At 68.5% G+C, this 19,680-nt stretch carries 15 protein-coding genes and 1 pseudogene; 6 read left to right on the forward strand and 10 right to left on the reverse strand.

Annotated elements, in window-relative coordinates; genetic code table 11:
* Positions 1-327: 327 nt before the first annotated feature.
* Positions 328-1,701: a nucleobase:cation symporter-2 family protein gene (locus HWY45_RS06165; RefSeq protein WP_059557208.1), complete on the forward strand. Its 1,374-nt coding sequence runs from the start codon at positions 328-330 to the stop codon at positions 1,699-1,701.
* Positions 1,702-1,904: 203 nt separating this feature from the next.
* On the opposite strand, the gene HWY45_RS06170 is transcribed toward HWY45_RS06165, so the two are convergent.
* Genes HWY45_RS06170 through HWY45_RS06180 form a run of 3 tightly spaced genes read right to left on the reverse strand, consistent with a single transcriptional unit; the run spans position 1,905 to position 7,912 of the window.
* A complete protein-coding gene (locus HWY45_RS06170) occupies positions 1,905-3,428 on the reverse strand; it encodes an efflux transporter outer membrane subunit (protein ID WP_059802117.1) in 1,524 nt (507 codons plus the stop codon).
* On the reverse strand, positions 3,428-6,628 hold the full coding sequence (locus HWY45_RS06175; protein WP_059557204.1) for an efflux RND transporter permease subunit: 3,201 nt from the start codon (positions 6,626-6,628) through the stop codon (positions 3,428-3,430). Before HWY45_RS06175 ends, HWY45_RS06170 begins: the two co-directional genes overlap by 1 nt.
* A 15-nt stretch (positions 6,629-6,643) precedes the next feature.
* Entirely contained in the window at positions 6,644-7,912 is a 1,269-nt protein-coding gene (locus HWY45_RS06180; protein ID WP_059879740.1) for an efflux RND transporter periplasmic adaptor subunit, read from the reverse strand.
* 398 nt (positions 7,913-8,310) lie between these two features.
* Between HWY45_RS06180 and HWY45_RS06185 the strand changes: the two genes are divergently transcribed.
* Positions 8,311-8,952, forward strand: a complete 642-nt coding sequence (locus HWY45_RS06185) for a TetR family transcriptional regulator (protein WP_059557200.1) — start codon at positions 8,311-8,313, stop codon at positions 8,950-8,952.
* A 108-nt stretch (positions 8,953-9,060) separates the two neighbouring features.
* On the opposite strand, the gene HWY45_RS06190 is transcribed toward HWY45_RS06185, so the two are convergent.
* Positions 9,061-9,702, reverse strand: coding sequence for a cysteine hydrolase family protein (locus tag HWY45_RS06190; protein WP_150999200.1), 642 nt, complete (start codon positions 9,700-9,702; stop codon positions 9,061-9,063).
* A gap of 151 nt (positions 9,703-9,853) precedes the next feature.
* Between HWY45_RS06190 and HWY45_RS06195 the strand changes: the two genes are divergently transcribed.
* Positions 9,854-10,840, forward strand: coding sequence for a helix-turn-helix domain-containing protein (locus HWY45_RS06195; protein ID WP_059879746.1), 987 nt, complete (start codon positions 9,854-9,856; stop codon positions 10,838-10,840).
* Positions 10,841-10,887: 47 nt separating this feature from the next.
* Here the strand turns inward: HWY45_RS06195 and HWY45_RS06200 are convergent, their stop codons facing one another.
* The 6 genes from HWY45_RS06200 to HWY45_RS06225 form a co-directional block, all read right to left on the reverse strand.
* Entirely contained in the window at positions 10,888-11,595 is a 708-nt protein-coding gene (locus HWY45_RS06200) for an SRPBCC family protein (RefSeq protein WP_059802128.1), read from the reverse strand.
* Positions 11,596-11,623: 28 nt separating this feature from the next.
* A complete protein-coding gene (locus tag HWY45_RS06205) occupies positions 11,624-11,983 on the reverse strand; it encodes a DUF427 domain-containing protein (RefSeq protein ID WP_059879748.1) in 360 nt (119 codons plus the stop codon).
* 141 nt (positions 11,984-12,124) lie between these two features.
* On the reverse strand, positions 12,125-12,562 hold the full coding sequence (locus tag HWY45_RS06210) for a carboxypeptidase-like regulatory domain-containing protein (protein ID WP_059879751.1): 438 nt from the start codon (positions 12,560-12,562) through the stop codon (positions 12,125-12,127).
* 103 nt (positions 12,563-12,665) lie between these two features.
* A complete protein-coding gene (locus HWY45_RS06215; protein ID WP_059879754.1) occupies positions 12,666-14,147 on the reverse strand; it encodes a DegQ family serine endoprotease in 1,482 nt (493 codons plus the stop codon).
* 99 nt (positions 14,148-14,246) lie between these two features.
* Positions 14,247-15,584: an ATP-binding protein gene (locus HWY45_RS06220; RefSeq protein WP_059879757.1), complete on the reverse strand. Its 1,338-nt coding sequence runs from the start codon at positions 15,582-15,584 to the stop codon at positions 14,247-14,249.
* A gap of 3 nt (positions 15,585-15,587) precedes the next feature.
* Complete coding sequence (locus HWY45_RS06225) at positions 15,588-16,250, reverse strand: response regulator (RefSeq protein WP_059557338.1); 663 nt, start codon at positions 16,248-16,250, stop codon at positions 15,588-15,590.
* Positions 16,251-16,441: 191 nt separating this feature from the next.
* On the opposite strand from HWY45_RS06225, the gene dacB reads away from it, so the two are divergent.
* The 3 genes and pseudogenes from dacB (at position 16,442) to HWY45_RS06240 (ending at position 19,674) form a co-directional block, all read left to right on the forward strand.
* Positions 16,442-17,962, forward strand: a complete 1,521-nt coding sequence (gene dacB, locus HWY45_RS06230; RefSeq protein WP_059879760.1) for a D-alanyl-D-alanine carboxypeptidase/D-alanyl-D-alanine endopeptidase — start codon at positions 16,442-16,444, stop codon at positions 17,960-17,962.
* A 237-nt stretch (positions 17,963-18,199) separates the two neighbouring features.
* A pseudogene (locus HWY45_RS06235) lies at positions 18,200-18,328 on the forward strand (sterol desaturase family protein); the annotation flags it as partial.
* 209 nt (positions 18,329-18,537) lie between these two features.
* The gene (locus HWY45_RS06240) at positions 18,538-19,674 is read left to right on the forward strand and encodes an SGNH/GDSL hydrolase family protein (RefSeq protein WP_059879763.1); all 1,137 of its coding nucleotides are present in this window, start codon (positions 18,538-18,540) and stop codon (positions 19,672-19,674) included.
* The last annotated feature ends 6 nt before the right edge of the window (positions 19,675-19,680 follow it).

Here is a 19,680-nt window from a genome sequence, read left to right on the forward strand (position 1 = left end):
CGGCGCGCGTATTCGCCCCCCCGAAAAACCGCTGCTTACGGGATAACCCGGTGCAGTTTTTCGCAAGTCGAAATGGCCATTATTCCGCATCAGCGATACACACCATAAAGCGGCCGATATTTGACAGGGGCGCCAGCGCTATTTTGGATGGCTATAAAACCGGGAAACCTCACTCCCACGGCGATTCCCGATGCGCGACATCCCGCACCATGCCGAATTGGCATATCGAACCAGCAAAGAACGGAATAGAACCCAGTGCTCTTGTTGCGGTTTTGCATTCCGCATAACTTCGTACCACCTCGAATACAAGATCATGGAGTGAGACAGATGCAATCGAACACGGCCCATCCGTGCGATGAGGTGTTGCCGGCCGGCAAGCTCGTTACGCTCGGACTGCAGCACGTTCTCGTCATGTACGCCGGCGCGGTCGCCGTGCCGCTCATCGTCGGCGGCGCACTCAAGCTGCCGAAAGACCAGATCGCGTTCCTGATCAGCGCCGATCTGTTTTCCTGCGGCATCGCCACGCTGATCCAGACGCTCGGCCTGTGGATCTTCGGCATCCGCCTGCCGGTCATCATGGGCTGCACGTTCGCCGCGGTCGGCCCGATGATCGCGATCGGCACGAACCCCGGCCTCGGCATCCTCGACATCTTCGGCTCGACGATCGCGGCCGGCATCATCGGCATCGTGCTCGCGCCGACGATCGGCAAGCTGCTGAGATTCTTCCCGCCCGTCGTCGTCGGCACGGTGATCTCGGTGATCGGCCTGTCGCTGATGGAGGTCGGGATCAACTGGGCCGCGGGCGGCGTCGGCAACCCGGAATACGGCAGCCCCGTCTACCTCGGCCTGTCGCTGCTGGTGCTCACGCTGATCCTGCTGATCAACAAGTTCGGCCGCGGCTTCATCGCGAACATCTCGGTGCTGCTCGGCATCGTCGCGGGCTTCGCGATCGCGTTCGCGATCGGCCGCGTGAACACCGACGGCGTGTCCGTCGCGCCGTGGGTCGGGATCGTGATGCCGTTCCATTTCGGCTGGCCGCACTTCGACCCGCTGTCGATCGCGACGATGGTCACGGTGATGTTCGTCACCTTCATCGAATCGACCGGGATGTTCCTCGCGGTCGGCGACATGGTCGACCGGCCGGTCGACCAGGATCGCCTCGTGCGCGGCCTGCGCGTCGACGGCCTCGGCACGCTGATCGGCGGCATCTTCAACTCGTTCCCGCATACGTCGTTCTCGCAGAACGTCGGCCTGATCGGCGTGACGGGCGTGAAGAGCCGCTTCGTCTGCGCGACGGGCGGCGTGATCCTGGTGCTGCTCGGGCTGTTCCCGAAGATGGCGCAGGTCGTCGCGTCGGTGCCGCCGTTCGTGCTCGGCGGCGCGGGGATCGTGATGTTCGGGATGGTCGCCGCGAACGGCGTGAAGGTGCTGTCGAAGGTCGACTTCGTGAACAACCACCACAACCTGTTCATCGTCGCCGTGAGCATCGGCATGGGCCTCGTGCCGGTCGTGTCGCCGCACTTCTTCTCGAAGCTGCCGGGCGCGCTCGCACCGATCCTGCACAGCGGCATCCTGCTCGCGTCGGTATCGGCGGTTGTCCTGAACATCGTGTTCAACGGCGTGAAGGGCGAGAAGGAGGCGAAGTGCGACATCCGCCGCGCCGGGCACGACTTCGACGGACGGCCGGCCGACCTGCATTGATGCACGGACGCGCCGCGAACCGCGGCGCATCGTCCGGCCGCCAGACGCCACGGCACCGCCGTGGCGTTTTTCATGGCGCGGCGGCCGCGCGAATCGATCGCCGCAAATGGAAACGCCACGGATTTTCATCCGTGGCGTTGTCGTATGCGCCGGCGCCCGGGTGACCTCCGCAGCGGCCACCCTTGGCTGCCTGCCGCAGGAGGTTACCCGTTGGCCGCCGTCGATGCCGGCGCCGGCGCGGCCGCCTTGTCGTAGTCGACCGCCTGATCGGCCGGGCGCGGCGTCTCGCCGGCCCGCTGGATCCAGCCCCCGCCCAGCGAGCGGTACAGGTCGACGAGGTTCGTCCACCGTGCGAGCCGCGCGCTGATCAGCGACTGTTGCGCCGCGTACAGGTCCGTCTGCGCGGTCAGCACCGACAGGTAGCTGTCCACGCCGTTCTTGTAACGCAGGTCCGACAGGTCGTAACGACGCTGCTGCGCGTGCTCGTTGCGCTGCAGCGCGGCGATCTGCTGGTCGTACGTGCCGCGTGCGGCCAGGCCATCCGACACCTCGCGGAACGCCGACTGGATCGCCTTCTCGTAGTTCGCGATCTCGATGCGCTTCTGCACGTTCGCGAGATCGAGGTTGGCGAGGTTCGCGCCGCCCTCGAAGATCGGCATCGTGATCTGCGGCGCGAACGACCACGCCGCCGTGCCGGCCTTGAACAGCCCGCCCAGCGTCGGGCTCGCGGTGCCGAACGCGCCCGTCAGCGAGATCTTCGGGAAGAATGCCGCGCGCGCCGCGCCGATGTTCGCGTTGGCCGCGAGCAGGTTCTGCTCCGCTTCCATGATGTCCGGACGGCGTGTGAGCAAGTCCGACGGCAAACCGGCCGGAATGTCGGTCAGGAAGTTCTGCGCGTCGAGCGGCAGGCCCGGCGGCAGGTCGTCCGGCAGCGGCTGGCCGATCAGCAGCACCAGCGCGTTCAAGGCCTGCGCGCGGGCACGCGCCTGCGCCTGCTGGTTCGCCAGCGCCGTTTCGACGATCGTCTGCGCCTGGCGCAGGTCGAGCTCCGAGCCGGTGCCGTTGTCGAACTTCAGCTTCGTCAGGTCGTACGACGCCTGCGCGGATTTCAGCGTGTCTTCCGTCACCTTCAGCAGGTCGTCGGTCGACAGCACCGTCAGGTACTGGTCCGCGACCTGCGACACCAGCAGGATCTCCGTCGCCTTGCGCGCCTGCGCGGTCGCGAGGTATTTCGCGAGCGCCTGGTCCTTCAGGCTCTGAATCCGGCCGAACAGATCGAGCTCCCACTGCGCCTGCAGCCCGACGTTGTACGTCGTCGAGATGTTGCGCCCCGGGATCGCCGTGAGCCCGTTCGGCGTGCGCGTGCGGTTGCCGGTGCCCACCGCGTCGAGCTTCGGGAACAGGTCCGCGCGCGTGATCTGGTACTGCGCGCGCGCCGCCTCGATGTTCAGCACCGACACGCGCAGGTCGCGGTTGTTCTTCAACGCGATGTCGATCAGCCGCTGCAGGCGCGGATCGACGAAGAATTCGCGCCAGCCGATGTCGGTCGCCGCCTGGCCGTTCGCGCTGCGCGCGCCGGCCGTCGCGGCCGGCTGCGTCGCATAGACGCCACCGGACGGGAACGCCTGCGCGACGGGCGCATCGGGCCGCTTGTAGTGCGGCGCCATCGTGCAGCCCGTGGCGAAAAGCGCGACCGCGATTGCAGTCAAAGCATGTTTTTGCATCATCACTGCCCCTTCTTCTCGTCGTCGCCGTGGCTGCCCTTCTCCGCCTCGTGCATGTGGTCCTGCGCAAGACGCAGCGCCTCGTCGACGTCTTCCTTCTCGCCGCTGAAGATCGCGCGGATCTTCACGAAGAACATCGGGATCATGAAGATCGCGAGGAACGTCGCGGTGATCATCCCGCCGATCACGCCCGTGCCGATCGCGTGCTGGCTCGCCGAACCCGCGCCGTTGCTGATCGCGAGCGGCATCACGCCGAGAATGAACGCGAGCGACGTCATCAGGATCGGACGCAGCCGCAGGCGCGCCGCTTCCAGCGCGGCCTCGATCGGCCCCATCTTCTCCGTCTGCTGCAGTTCGCGCGCGAACTCGACGATCAGGATCGCGTTCTTCGCCGACAAGCCCACGGTGGTCAGCAGGCCGACCTGGAAGAACACGTCGTTTTCCAGACCGCGCATCGTCGCCGCGAGCAGTGCGCCGATCACGCCGAGCGGCACGACCATGATCACCGAGAACGGGATCGACCAGCTTTCATACAGTGCCGCGAGACACAGGAACACGACGAGGATCGAGATCGCGTACAGGATCGGCGCCTGCGAACCCGACTGGATTTCCTGGTACGACAGCCCCGTCCACGAATAGCCGACGCCGTCCGGCAGCTTCTTCGCGAGCGCTTCCATCGCCGCCATCGCCTGGCCGGTCGACTTGCCCGGTGCGGCCTGGCCCTGGATTTCCATCGCCGAGATGCCGTTGTAACGCTCGAGCTTCGGCGAACCATACGTCCAGTGACCGGTCGCGAACGCGCTGAACGGCACCATCCCGCCCGAGCCGTTGCGCACGTACCAGATGTTCAGGTCTTCCGGCGTCATCCGGAACGGCGCATCGGACTGCACGTACACCTTCTTGATCCGGCCGTCGGTGTCGAGGAAGTTGTTCACGTACTGCGATGCCCACGCGATCGAGAACGTCTGGTCGATCGCCGACGCGGTGACGCCGAGCGCATTCGCCTTCTCGCGGTCGATGTTCACCTTGTACTGCGGCGTATCGTTCAGGCCGTTCGGACGCACGCCCTGCAGCGTCGGATCCTTCGAGGCCATCCCGAGCAGCTGGTTGCGCGCGGCCATCAGCGCGTCGTGGCCGACCCCCGCGTTGTCCGTCAGCTCGAAGTCGAAGCCGGCGGCGGTGCCGAGTTCCGGAATCGACGGCGGGTTGAACGGAATCACGAGCGCGTCCTTGTAACCCGCATAGCGCCCGAACATCCGGCCGATCAGCGCCTGGACCTTCTGGTTCGCGTGCTGACGCTTCGCATAGTCCTTCAGCCTGACGAACACGAGGCCCGAGTTCTGGCCGCGGCCCGCGAAGCTGAAGCCGTTGACCGTAAACGCGGATTCGACGATATCCTTCTCGTCCTTCAGCAGGTAGTCGGAAATGTTCGCGAGCGTCTTCGCGGTGGTTTCCTGCGTCGAGCCGGACGGCGTCTGCACGATCACGAACATCAGGCCCTGGTCTTCATCCGGCAGGAACGACTTCGGCAGGCGCACGAACAGCAGGCCGACCGCGACGATCACGACCAGGTAGATGATGAGCCAGCGGCCCGAGCGCTTGATCACGTGGTGCACGCCGACGTGGTACTTGTCGCGGCTCTGGTTGAACGTGCGGTTGAACCAGCCGAAGAAGCCCTTCTTCTCTTCGTGATGGCCCTGCGGAATCGGCTTGAGGATCGTCGCGCACAGCGCCGGCGTCAGAATCAACGCGACGAGCACCGACAGCACCATCGCCGACACGATCGTCAACGAGAACTGGCGATAGATCGCGCCCACCGAGCCGCCCGAGAACGCCACCGGCACGAACACCGCCGACAGCACGAGCGCCACGCCCACCAGCGCGCCGGTGATCTGGCCCATCGCCTTGCGGGTTGCTTCCTTCGGCGACAGCCCCTCTTCCGCCATCACCCGCTCGACGTTCTCCACCACCACGATCGCATCGTCCACCAGCAGGCCGATCGCGAGCACGAGGCCGAACATCGACAGCGTGTTGATCGAGAAGCCCACCATCGACATGATCGCGAACGTGCCGAGCAGCACCACCGGCACTGCGATCGTCGGGATGATCGTCGCCCGCAGGTTCTGCAGGAACAGGTACATCACGAGGAACACGAGCACGATGCCTTCCAGCAGCGTCTTGACCACTTCCTCGATCGACAGCTTCACGAACGGCGTCGTGTCATATGGATACGCCACCGACAGGCCGTGCGGGAAGTACTTCGACAGCGTGTCCACCTGCTGGCGCACCGCCTTCGCCGTCGCGAGCGCGTTCGCGTTGGTCGCGAGCTGGATGCCCAGCGCCGCGCTCGGCTTGCCGTTGTACTTGGTGTCGAAGTTGTAGTTTTCCGCGCCGAGCGCGACGTGCCCGACATCCTTCAGGCGCACCTGCGAACCGTCCTGGTTGACCTTCAGCAGGATGTTGCCGAACTCCTCCGGCGTGCGCAGCAGCGTCGCCTCGGTGATCGTCGCCTGCAGCATGGTGCCCGGCTTCGCCGGCGTGCCGCCGAGCTGGCCGCCCGCGACCTGCACGTTCTGCGAGCTGATCGCGCTCGTCACGTCGACCGGCGTGAGGCCGTAGTTGGTCAGGCGGTTCGGATCGAGCCAGATCCGCATCGCGTACTGCGAGCCGAACAGCGTGACGGTGCCGACGCCGTTGAGACGGCTGATCGGATCCTTCACGTGCGACGCGACGTAGTTCGCGAGGTCGTAGCGGTTCATGCTGCCGTCTTCGGACGTGAAGGCGAGCACCAGCAGGAAGCTGCTGCTCGACTTCGTCACCGACAGGCCGAGCTGCTGCACGACCTGCGGCAGGATCGGCGTCGCGAGCGACAGCTTGTTCTGCACCTGCACCTGCGCGATATCGGCGTTGGTGCCCGGCGCGAACGTCAGCGTGATCGTCGCGGTGCCCGAGTCGTCACTCGTCGACGACATGTACAGGAAGTTGTCGAGACCGCTCATCTGCTGCTCGATCACCTGCGTCACCGTGTCTTCCACCGTCTTCGCGGAAGCGCCCGGATAGTTCGCGGTGATCTGGATCGATGGCGGGGCGATCGTCGGATACTGCGAGATCGGCAGCGTGAAGATCGCCGCGACCCCGGCCAGCATCAGGATGATGGCGATCACCCACGCGAAGATCGGGCGATCGATAAAAAACTTTGCCATGAAACAGGCTCCCTGTTATTGCGCGCTCGACGCGGCGGCGCTCGAAGCCGCTGCGCCCGATGCGGCTGCACCCGATGCGGCGGCGAACGAACCCGCGGCAGCCGGCGCGGCGGTTGCGGCAGCGCCCGAAGCGGCGCCCGGCGCTTGCGCGAGCGTCGCCGGCACGGCCTTCACGGTCGCGCCCGGGCGCACCTTGTCGATGCCTTGCACGATCACGCGGTCGCCCGCCTGCAGGCCGCCTTCGACGACCCAGTCCTGGCCCTGCATGCCCGCCGTCGTCAGCTGGTGCGGCGCGACCTTGTTGTCCGCGCCGACCACCAGCGCGACCGCCTGGCCCTTCTGGTCATGCGTGACGCCGATCTGCGGCACCAGGAACGCGTTCTCGTTCACGCCTTCCTCGATGCGCGCGCGCACGAACATCCCCGGCAGCAGCACGCGGTCCTTGTTCGGGAAGATCGCGCGGATCGTCACCGAGCCCGTCGCCTGGTCCACCGTCACGTCCGAGAACTGCAGCTTGCCCGGCTCCGAATACGTCTTGCCGTCTTCCAGGATCAGCGACACCTTCGCCGCGCCCGGGCCGCTCGTCTTCAGCTTGCCGCTCTGCACGTCCTGGCGCAGCTTCAGCCCGTCGAGGCTCGACTGCGTGAGGTCCACGTACACCGGGTCGAGCTGCTGCACGGTCGACATCAGCGTCGCCTGGCTCGCCTGCACGTAGGCGCCCGGCGTGACCTGCGAGATGCCGACGCGGCCCGTGATCGGCGACACGACGTCCGTGTAGCCGAGGTTGATCTGCGCGGTGTCGACCGCGGCCTTGCCGGCCGCGACGTCGGCGGCGGCCTGCCCTTGCGCGGCCACCGCGTTGTCGTAGTCCTGCTTGCTGATCGCGTTCGCGCCAACGAGCACCTTGTAGCGCGAGACGAGTGCGTTCTGCGTCGCGAGGTTCGCCTGCGCCTTCGCGAGCGTCGCCTTCGCGCTGTTCAGCTGCGCGATGTAAGGCGCCGGATCGATCTTGTAGAGGCGCTGGCCGGCCTTGACGTCGCTGCCTTCGGTGAATTCACGGCGCAGCACGATGCCGTCGACCCGCGCGCGCACCTGCGCGACGAGGAATGCGTTGGTGCGGCCCGGCAACTCGGTGAACACCGCGACGTTTTGCGGCTGGACGGTGACGACGCCGACTTCCGGCGTTTGCGGCGGCGGTGCCGATTCTTTTTTCCCGCACGCGGCCAGGAAAACGGCGGCCGTCGCGACAGTGATTAGGCGGTATGGAACCCGTTCGACGCGCATGGAGCGACCTCTGTGTATAACCAATGGAATGAGTGCTGCACCCGACCCGAGCGCAACACGGATGCGCCTCGCGGCGCAGATCGAACACCTGAATTACTGGACTGCTGGATACAGCAAGCGGCACGAGACCACAGTGCCGACGAGACGCCGCGAACTGCGGCCTGGTACTTTGGCGGGAATCAGCAGCTGGGATATTAACTGATTGCCCCTTTGGCCATTCGATCGTAGGGTGCTATTGTATATACATTCACGAATGTATGTAAAAAGCCCTCTCAGCCCACCCCACGAATCGGTATTACGGATTGTTACGAATCGCAAGCATATCCGGTTTTGGACTTCCGGAGCGAGGGTGTGAACCTTATTATCCCGCCCACCGATCGATCACCCCAGGCCTGCATATGGTCAGACGCACCAAGGAGGAAGCCCTTGCCACGCGCAACAGCATCCTCGACGCCGCCGAACACGTATTCTTCGAGAAAGGCGTATCGCACACGTCGCTCGCGGACATCGCCCAGCACGCCGGCGTGACGCGCGGCGCGATCTACTGGCACTTCGCGAACAAGGCCGAACTGTTCGACGCGATGTTCGACCGCGTCTTCCTGCCGATCGACGAGCTGAAGACGATGCCGAGCGACGCGCCAGGCAGCAACCCGCTCGACAAGGTCCGCAAGATCCTGATCTGGTGCCTGCTCGGGGTCCAGCGCGATTCGCAGCTGCGCCGCGTGTTCAGCATCCTGTTCATGAAGTGCGAGTACGTCGCGGACATGGAGCCGCTGCTGCAGCGCAATCGCGCCGGCATGAGCGAGGCGCTGCACGCAATAGAAGGCGATCTCGCGATGGCCGTCAGGCTGAAGCTGCTGCCCGAGCGGCTCGATACCTGGCGCGCGACGCTGATGCTGCATACGCTCGTAAGCGGCTTCGTGCGCGACATGCTGATGCTGCCCGACGAGATCGATGCGGAGCGGCACGCGGAAAAACTCGTCGACGGCTGTTTCGACATGCTGCGCTACAGCCCGGCGATGCTGAAGGACGAGGATTGATGCAGCCTGCCGGCGGCGGATTGCTGGCTCTATATAGAGTAGAGCCGGCTCGCGGCCCCGCTCTGCCACCGGCCGCCGGCCGCCCCCGGCGAACGAACCGGCCCCCGCTCAGGCCGCCTCGGCGCGACGCGCGCGCGCCCGCCGGTTCGAGCCGGACACCGAATCGCGCGCCGGCATCGCGCCGCCCGCCAGCCCTGCGATCCACGCATCGGTCGACATCACGGCCGCGAAGTTCGACTGGAACACGACCGTGAACGCACGATGGATCTCCTCGGCGCTCGCCGCGCCGGCCGCGTTCTCGTACGGCACCGCGCCCGTCGCATCCTCCAGGTACTCGACGCCCAGGCCCGCGTGCGCGGCGTGGTACACCGTCGACGCATTGCAGTTGTGGGTCATGTAGCCGGCCACCGCGAGCGTGTCGATGCCGTGCGCGTCGAGCCACGCGGCGAGATCGGTGCCCGCGAACGCGCTCGCATGCGCCTTCTCGATGCGGTGCGCGTACGGCCGCGACGCGACTACCGGATGCAGCGCGACGCCGTCGGTGCCGGGCGCGAAGATCGGCGCGCCGGCCGGCGCGACGTGCTGGACGACGATCACCGGCACGCCGGCCGCATGCGCGGCATCGATCGCACGGCCGATGTTCGCGAGCGACGTGTCGACGCTCGGGTATTCGATCGGCAGGTCGCCCGTCACGTATTCGTTCTGCACGTCGATCACGATCAGCGCGCGGCGGGAAGCGGGTTTCGTCATGGCGTTCTCCAGGTTCGGACGCGCCGCCCCGCCCCGGCGCGGGGCGGTCGGCAGCGCGATGCGATGCATTGTCGAGCCGCGCCGCCGGCCGCGACAGTGGCCCGATTGCCATTCTTCGATAGAATCAGGCCATCCCGCTCCGGAGCCTGCCATGGCCGCTGACGCCTCGCCCACCGTCGTCGCCGCGATCGCGTTCGACGGCATCAGTCCGTTCCACCTGTCGGTGCCGTCCGTCGTGTTCGGCCGCGAACGCGACGCGGCCGACACGCCCGCGTTCGATTTCCGCGTGTGCTCGGCGGATCGGGGCCCGCTCGCGACGACGGGCGGCTTCACGATCTCGGCGCCGCTCGGCCTCGACGCGCTCGACGACGCGCAGATCGTCATCGTCCCGAGCTGGCGCGACCCGGCCGAAACCCCGCCGGCGGTGCTGCTCGACGCGGTGCGCGCCGCCGCCGAGCGCGGCGCGCTGCTGGTCGGGCTGTGCCTCGGCGCGTACGTGCTCGCGGCCGCGGGCCTGCTCGACGGTCGCCCGGCCACCACGCACTGGGCGTGGGCGGACGACTTCGCGCAGCGCTTTCCGCGCGTGAAGCTCGATCCCGACGTGCTCTACGTGGATGACGGCAACCTGATGACGTCGGCCGGCACCGCCGCCGGGCTCGACTGCTGCCTGCACGTGGTGCGCCGGCGTTTCGGCACGGAAGCGGCGAACCAGATCGCGCGGCGCCTCGTGATTCCGCCGCACCGCCAGGGCGGACAGGCGCAATACGTGCCGCAGCCCGTCGCCGCGCACCCGCGCGACGCGCGGCTCGCGGGCCTCCTCGACTGGGTGCGCGCGCACCTGGATACCGCGCACAGCGTCGATTCGCTCGCGGCGCGCGTGCTGATGAGCCGGCGCACATTTACGCGCCACTTCCGCCACGCGACCGGCACGACCGTCACCGCCTGGCTGCAGGCCGAACGGCTTGCGCGCGCGCAGCACCTGCTGGAAACCACGGGACACTCGATCGACGCGATCGCGCAGGCGGCCGGCTACGGCTCGAGCGTGTCGCTGCGCCTGCATTTCGCGAGCGCGCTCGGCACGTCGCCGTCGGCCTATCGACGGGAATTTCGTGGAACGCCGCCCGACGCGCGGCGCTGACGGCCGCCGCGCGGGCGGCGGCCGGCCGGTTCGTGCCCAGCGTTGACTCAGCCGTTGAACCAGCGCGCCGCGTAGAGCAGCATCGCGACGAACAGGATCATCGCCGCCCACGCCCAGACGGGCACCGTGCCCGATGCGCGGTGCGGCAGCGCGCTGGCTGCCCGGCCGGTCAGCGCGTTGCCGAGATGCTGCAACGGCGGCCGCTTGGCGGTGGCCGCCAGCGACGCGGGACGCAGGAACACGTGCTGGCGCCGCTGCGGGCTCGTGCGCGCGAGGTTCGGCGCGAGGCCGTGCTTCGCCTGCACGACCGCGCAGAACTCGCTGAAGAAATCGTCGGCCCACTCGTGGAGCGCGTTCTCGATCTGCCGCGCCGGCAGTTCGGCGAGCGGCCCGGTCGCCGTCGCCCACACCACGTACTCGACGCGGGTGGCGCCCGCGTCCTCCGCTTCCGGATACAGCACGATATCGATCTGGCCGCGCAGCGCGCCGAGGCCGTCGGCCCGCGCCTTGAAGTTCAGGATCCGGCGCGGCAGCCCTTGCGCGTCGCCCTGCTCGCCCGCGACGTGCGCCCGCACGTCGTAACGCGCGCGCAGCGGGCCGAGCGGCACCGTCAGCGTCAGCGCGTACTCGCCGCGCGCCAGCTCGACGAACGATTCGCAATGGTCGAAGCTCGCGCGCAGCAGCGCGATGTCCTCCAGCGACTCCCGGACCACCGACGGCGCAAGCGGAATGCGAAGTGCGTCGTTCAGTTCCATGATGCCTCCCCGATGAACACTTGCCGGCTCAGGACGTCTCGACGAGACCGTCGACCCTGGCGGCATCGAAGGCGACATAGCGCGCGAGCGCCAGCGCCGCCTCCTTCGGTTCCTCGTAACTCCATGCGGCGTTCTCGATCACGCCGTCTTCGGTCTGCAAATCAAAATAGCTCGCATGCCCCTTGAGCCCGCAGACCGTCGTGAGGCTCGACCGCACGAGCCGTTGCATGTTGACGTCGGTGCGAGGCAGATAGTGGACGTCGGGCAGGCCCGCCTCGCGCACGGTCAGCGCGCCGAGCGAATCCGCATACGTAATCCCCTGATGGATCACACGCACGCGGTGACGGTTCGGCACGATTTCGAGGCGAGGATCGACTGCATCAGACATCGTTCTCCCCAACGGACGTTCCGGCAGGCTGGCCGGGGTTCGCACAAGAAGCAAAAAAGCCACGGCGCGGATGCCGTGGCTTTCATTATCGGCGAAAGTCGCACGAATTGTGCGTCCGTCGCCAAAACCGCACATGGCCGGTCATTTCGCGGCCCACGTGAACGCCTGTTTGACGCCGCCCTTCGCGGTGATCGTCACGCTGCGCGTCTGGTCCTTGCCCTGGTACGACGCCAGCACCGTGTAACGGCCCGGCGGCAGTTTCACGAGCATGTACGGCCCGCGCGCGTCGGTCTTCAGCACCTCGGCGCCTTTCTCGTCGGTAATCCGCACGTGGACGTCGGCGAGGAATTCGCCGCCCGCGCCGGTGAAGCGCAACGCGAGCGGCCAGGCCGCCTCGTTGCGCTGGAACGCCGTCGATTCGTCCTGGCCGACGCCGCCGGACACGAAGCTGACGTCGCCTTGCCGGCGCGGGGCCGGCAAGCCATCCGACTGCGCGTACGCGCCGCTTGCGCCGGCCGCGAGGCCCGCGGCCAGCGCCGCGGCGATCGCGAATCGGGACACTCTGCGTGGATATTGCATGGCACTCTCCTTTGAGTCGGAAGGGATGCCGGGCACCACGGCAGCGCAGGCGGCCGGGCCGCCGCGCCCGGCCAGGGCGGGCTCGCGCGGGCGCGGGCCCCGATCAGCTCAGGTCGACCGGCACGAAGATCTGTGCATTGTCGCGCTGAATCAGCAGCGCCAGGCTGTTGCCCGCATTCTTCACCGCGTCGCGCAGCTGTTCGGCGCTCGTCACCGGCCGGCCGTTCACCGCGAGGATCACGTCGCCCGGCTGGATGCCCGCCGACGCGGCGGGGCCGCCCGCCTGCTGCACGATCAGCCCGTGCGACAGCTGCGCCGCGTTGCGCTCCTGCGGCGACAGCGGCCGCACCGCGACGCCGAGCCGGCCCTGCTCGACCGGGCCGCCTTCGTTCGCTGCGAGCTTGGTGTCGGCCAGCGAGCCGAGCGTCACGCTGATCGTCTTCTTCGACTTGTCGCGCCACACCTGCAGATCGGCCTTCGAGCCGGGCTTCAGGCTCGCGATCTGCGCCGGCAGCGCGGTCGAATCGGCGACCGGCACGCCGTTGACGGCCAGGATCACGTCGCCCGGCTGCAGGCCCGCCTTCGCGGCCGGGCCGTTCGGATCGACCGAGCTGACGAGCGCGCCGTCCGGCTTCTGCAGGCCGAACGAGCTCGCGAGCGTCTGGTTCATGCCCTGCACGGCGACGCCCAGGCGCCCGCGGCTCACGTGGCCCGTCTTCACGAGCTCGTCCTTGACCTTGATCGCCTCGTTGATCGGGATCGCGAACGACAGGCCCTGGAAGCCGCCCGTCTGCGAATAGATCATCGAGTTGATGCCGATCACCTCGCCCTTCAGGTTGAACAGCGGGCCACCCGAGTTGCCGGGGTTGACCGGCACGTCGGTCTGGATGAACGGCGTGTAGTTCTCGTCGGGCAGCGCGCGCGACTTCGCGCTGATGATGCCGGAGGTCACCGTGTTGTCGAAGCCGTACGGCGAGCCGATCGCGACCACCCACTGGCCGACCTTGCTCTGCGCCGGATCGCCGATCTTCACCGTCGGCAGCCCGCCCGCGTCGATCTTCAGCACGGCGACGTCGGACTGCTTGTCCGCGCCGACCACCTTCGCCTTGTATTCGCGCTTGTCGGTCAGCTTGACGGTGACGACGTTCGCGCCGTCGATCACGTGCGCATTCGTCAGGATATAGCCGTCCTGGCTGATGATGAAACCGGAGCCGAGGCTCGCGCTCGGCTGGTCGTCGGGCTGCGCGTTGCCGCCCATGCCGGGCATCTGGCCGTAGAAGTGCTTGAAGAACTGGTAGAACGGGTCGCTCGGATCCATCGGCAGCTGCGGCCCGCGCCGCGACGCCACCTGCTTCACGACGTGCTTCGCGCTGATGTTCACGACCGCCGGGCCGTAGGTTTCCACCAGCCCGGAGAAATCGGGGATGCCGGTCTTCGCGGCCGCTTCGGCCGGCATCAGCGCGGCTGCCTGCGCGGGCGTGATGATCTGCGGATCGGCGTGCCGGGTGCCCGCGACGTAGCCGGCGGACAGCGCGGCCGCCACCGCGACGGCAATGGCGCCACGCGTCAGGATTCGGGTGTTCATCGTAGGACCTCCTCATTGTTACGACGCAGCGTAACGGCGCTGGCTTAAAGGAGGCTTAATCAGCCTTGAGCGGGGTTTGAAGCGCTCGAACGGCCGGCGTCAGACGGCCGCCGGCGCCTCCGCCGGCACGTCGGCGTCGCGGAACACGACGCTGACGAGCAGGCCGCCCGCCGCCGCGTCGCCGAGCGACACCGTCGCGCCCTGCTGCGTCGCGACGCGCTTGACGATCGCGAGCCCGAGCCCGCTGCCCGACACGTCGGTGCGCGCCCGCGCGGAGCTGTCGCGATAGAAGCGGTCGAACACGCGCTCGCGCTCGTCGGCCGGGATGCCCGGCCCGCTGTCGCCGATCTGCACGCACGCGCGGCCGGCCGCGTCGCGCGTCAGCGACACGTCGATGCGGCCGCCGTCGGGCGTGTACTTGACCGCGTTGTCGAGCAGGTTGCCGAACATCACGCGCAGCGCGGCGACGTCGGCGACGACCCGCGCCGGCCGGCACTCCTCGAAACCGAGATCGATATGGCGCCGCTGCGCGAGCGGCGCGTGCGCGGTCACGCATTCGGCAAGCAGTGCCTGCAGGTCGAGCGGCTCGCGCACCGTGCCACCGTCCGGTTCCGCGCGCGCGAGCGCGAGCAGTTGCTCGGCGAGGCGCGTCGCGCGCGTCACGCCGTCCTGCAGGTCGACGAGCGCCTCGCGGCGCGACGCATCGTCCTTCGCGCGCGCGACGAGCTGCGCCTGGATCTGCACGGCCGCGAGCGGCGTGCGCAGTTCGTGCGCGGCGTCGGCGACGAACGCCTTCTGCGTGTCGAGCGCGGCCGACAGCCGCGCGAGCAACCCGTTCAGCGCGTGCACGAGCGGCTGCACCTCGAGCGGCAACGGCGAATCGGCCAGCGGGTCGAGCGCCTCCGGCCGGCGCGCCTCGACCGCGCGCGTCACGCGCCGCAGCGGCGCGAGCCCGCGCCCGACGATCATCCACACGGCCGCGCCGAGGAACGGCAGCAGCACGATCAGCGGCCACAGCGTGCGCAGCGCGACGTTCGCCGCGAGCCGGTTGCGCACCGACAGCGGCTGCGCGAGCTGCACGACGTTGTCGCCGACGATCGCGCCGTACACGCGCCATTCGCCGCGGTCGGTGCGCTCGGTCGAGAAGCCGAGCTCGGCGCGCGGCGCGATCGGCGCGCGCGGATGCGAGAAGTACATCAGCACGCCGTTGCGGTTCCAGATCTGGATCACGATGCCTTCGTCGCCGTTGGTGCGCGAGCCGAACACCTGCGAGAACGGCTCGGACGGCAGCGCCGCAGCAATCTCCTGCAGCTGGTAGTCGAACAGCTCGTTCGCCTCCGCGAGCGCCTGCCGGTAGATCAGCCAGCCCGCGACGCCCACGCCGGCGACGACGATCGCCAGCAGCCAGATCAGCAATTGATGACGAATCGACCTCACGCGTCAGCTTTCCTTGACGACCATGTAGCCGAGCCCGCGCACGTTGCGGATCAGGTCCGAGCCGAGCTTCTTGCGCAGTGCGTGGATATAGACCTCGACGGTGTTGCTGCCGATTTCCTCGCCCCAGCCGTACATCTTCTCCTCGAGCTGGCTCTTCGACAGCACCGCGCCCGGCCGCGCGAGCAGCGCCTCGAGCAGCGCGAACTCGCGCGCCGACAGCGCGACCGGCGCGCCGTCGAGCGTCACCTGGTGCGACGCCGGGTCGAGCGTCAGCCCGCCGTGGCGGATCAGCGACTCGCTGCGCCCGGACTGGCGGCGGATCAGCGCGCGCATCCGCGCGCCGAGCTCGTCGAGATCGAACGGCTTGACCAGATAATCGTCGGCGCCCGCGTCGAGCCCCTTCACGCGGTCGGCCACCGCGTCGCGCGCGGTGACGATCAGCACCGGCAGCGACAGCCCGCGCGCGCGCAGCGTGCGCAGCACGTCGATGCCGTCGCGCTTGGGCAGGCCCAGGTCGAGCAGCAGCAGGTCGTACGCCTCGCCGCCGAGCGCGGTGAGCGCCGCCTCGCCGTCCTGCACCCAGTCGACCGCGAAGCCGTCCGAGCGCAGCGCCTTGCGCACGCCCTCGGCGATCATCCGGTCGTCTTCGACTAGCAATATCCGCATCTGGGTCGGCATCCGTGGGACGAGTGAAACATGCCGACCATTGTAGCGCCGCGAATCGCGCGTGCGGCCCGGCGGCCCGCGCGAACGGCCTGCCGATGCGCGGTTTCGTCGGACCTGCGCGCACTTGTCTCTACAATGTGCGCTTTGGCGCCGCGCGCGCCGCCCCCGCATCCGTTTTCCCGTCTTCGCCCATGCCGATTTCCGTCCTCGCCGCCCGGTTCGCGCCCCGCGCCCGCCTCTGCCTGCGCGCCGCCGCCGTCCTCTCCGCCTGCACCGCCCTCGCCTTCGCGCCGCCCGCGCAGGCCCGCAAGAAAGCGCACAAGCCGCCCGCCGTATCCGCCGCCGCGCGCGCGGCCGGGCTGCCGCCGGCCGTGCTCGTCGCGCTGCAGCGCGCGAAGGTGCCCGCGTCGGCGATGAGCGTGGTGGTCGAGCGGGTCGGCGACCCGGAGCCGCTGATCGCATGGAACGCGAGCCGTCCGATGCTGCCGGCGTCGACGATGAAGCTCGTGACGACCTTCTCGGGCCTGTCGATCCTCGGCCCCGACTTCCGCTGGCGCACGAGCGCGTACGCGGACGGCCCGGTCGACCCGGACGGCACGCTGCAGGGCAACCTGTACATCAAGGGCACCGGCGATCCGAAGCTCGTGCCGGAGGAACTGGTCGACCTCGTCGAGAAGATCCGCAAGGCCGGCATCCGCCGCGTGAACGGCGGCCTCGTGCTCGACAAGACCTATTTCGCGGCGTCGACGCGCGACCTGCCGGCGTTCGACGACGACGCAAGCGCGCCGTACAACGTCGGCCCCGATCCGCTGCTGTACGCATTCAAGGCCATCTCGTTCACGGTGACGCCGGGCGACGACGGCAAGGTCGCGGTCGACGTGCTGCCGCCGCTCGCGAACCTGTCGATCGACAACCAGCTCTACGAGGGCGGCGGCTCGTGCGGCGCGGCGGCGTCGGCCGCACGCCCGACGCTGACGGCCGGCGACGGCATGCTGACCGCGTCGTTCGCGGGCGACTACCCGCTGCGCTGCGGCGCGCGCACGACCAACCTCGCGATCCTCGACCACACGACCTTCTTCGCGCGCGGCTTCCTCGCGTTGTGGCAGCAGGACGGCGGCACCATCGCGGGCCCCGTCAGCGAGGGCAAGGTGCCGGCCACCGCGCGGCCCGTCGCCGTGCATCACAGCCCGGTGCTCGGCAGCGTCGTCTACGACATCAACAAGTTCAGCAACAACGTGATGGCGCGCAACCTGTTCCTGACGATCGGCGCGGAAAGCGGCAAGCCGCCCGCCACGCCCGAGCAGTCGAGCCGCGTGATCCGCGCGTTCCTGCAGAAGAACGGCGTCGCGATGCCCGATCTCGCGCTCGACAACGGCTCGGGGCTGTCGCGCGACGAGCACGTGAGCGCGCAGTCGCTCGCCGCGCTGCTGCAGGCCGCGAACGCGAGCCCGGTCGCGCAGGCATTCATCGATTCACTGCCGATCGCGGGCATCGACGGCACGATGAAGAACCGGCTCACCAACGCGGGCGTGCTCGGCAACGCGCACATCAAGACCGGCACGCTGCGCGACGTGCGCGCGATCGCGGGCTACGTCGCGGGCGCGGACGGCACGAGCTACGTCGTCGTCAGCTTCATCAACGACGATCACGCGGAAGCCGCGCGCGCCGCGCACGACAGCCTGCTCGAATGGATCTACGCGGGCGCGCACTGAGCCGTGGCCGGGCCGGCACGCCCGCCCGGCCCGCGCGCAAGCCGTTTCCGTAAAACGGGGCCGCACCGCCCGGCCCCGCACGGCGCGGCTTCGGTAGAAACCCTGTCCTCTGAGGGAACCCTCTACGCTGCCCCCTCGCCTAGCGCGACCCGATTGCGTAGGCTGTTGCCCTGATCAATATCGATCGGGCCACAGGCCCGGCCACATGGCTTGCAGGGGATAGGAGGAGACACGTCCATGCGATTCGACGTCGAATTGCTGCTGCTCGCACTGGCGCCCGTCTTCCTGCGCTGCATCGGCCGGGAAGCCCGGCACCTCGCGCGCAAGCGTCCGCAGGACGCCGTTTACGGCTGGCGCGACACGCTGCCCGCGGTTTTCGGCCCGCCTGAACGGGCGAGCACTTATCATGCACGCATCGTCGGCGCCGCCGTCGACGATCCCCGCGCCGCACTGTTCGCGGGCCCGCACCGACAACACTAGAATCCATTTCAGCCAACGGCCGCCGCGCGACCCGAACCTGAGCGGGCAAGCGGCAGATGCAAGACATCGGGCCATATCTACGAGGAGATCCAACGATGCAACCACAACGCACCGCACCGTCCCGCGCCCGGCAACGCCTGCTGCGCACCGCTCAGGTCGCGATCGCCGGCGCCGCGCTCGCGCTGCTCGCCGCATGCGGCGGCGGCGGCGACGACAACAACAACGCGTCCAGCACGCCGCCGTCAGGCGTGAAGATGCAGGTCGTCTCGTTCGGCGACAGCCTGTCCGACGTCGGCACCTACTCGCAGATCCTGCTCGGCTTCGGCGGCGGCCGCTTCACGACCAACCCGGGCCAGGTCTGGACGCAGAACGTCGCGACGTACTACGGCGACACGCTGCAGCCGGCCAACCAGGGCGGCTTCGGCATCCCGCTGCAGGCGACGGGCGGCCTCGGCTATGCGCAGGGCGGCTCGCGCGTCACGCTGCAGCCGGGCATCGGCCACGCGGACGCAAGCGTGCCGAATTCGGACTTCGCGCAGGCGACGACGACGCCGATCGCCGACCAGGTCAAGCAGTACCTGTCGCAGCACGGCAGCTTCAACGCCGGCCAGATCGTGCTGATCAACGGCGGCGCGAACGACATCTTCTACCAGGCGCAGGTCGCGCAGGCGCAGGGCAATACGCCGGCCGCCCAGCTCGCGGCCGCGCAGGCGATCGGCCTTGCCGCGCAGCAGCTTGGCGGGCTCGTGCAGCAGATCGTCGCGGCGGGCGCCACGCACGTGTTCGTGTCGAACGTGCCGGACATCGGCGGCACGCCGCTCGCGCTGCAAGGCGGCACGCAGGCCGTGTTCACGCAACTGTCGGGGCTGTTCAACAAGACGCTCGCGGGCACGCTCGCCGCGCTCAAGGTCGATCCGACGAAGTACAAGCTGGTCGACGTGTTCACGTGGCAGGACGGCATCGCGGCCGCCTACCAGGCGAACGGCTTCACCGTGTCGAACACCGACACCGCGTGCAACCTGAAGGCGATGGTGGCGGCCGCAACGAAGTTCGGCGCGCCGGTGCCCACGGCCTTCGGTTCGTCGCTGTTCTGCTCGCCGCAGACCTACACGACGCCGAACGCGGACCAGACCTTCATGTTCGCCGACTCCGTCCACCCGTCGACGCGCCTGCACGCGCTGTACGCACAGTTCGTCGAGCAGCAGATCGCAGCGACCGGCGTCGGCAAGTAAGCGCGG

This window comes from Burkholderia stagnalis, assembly GCF_902830275.1.
Classification (GTDB): Bacteria; Pseudomonadota; Gammaproteobacteria; order Burkholderiales; family Burkholderiaceae; genus Burkholderia; species Burkholderia stagnalis.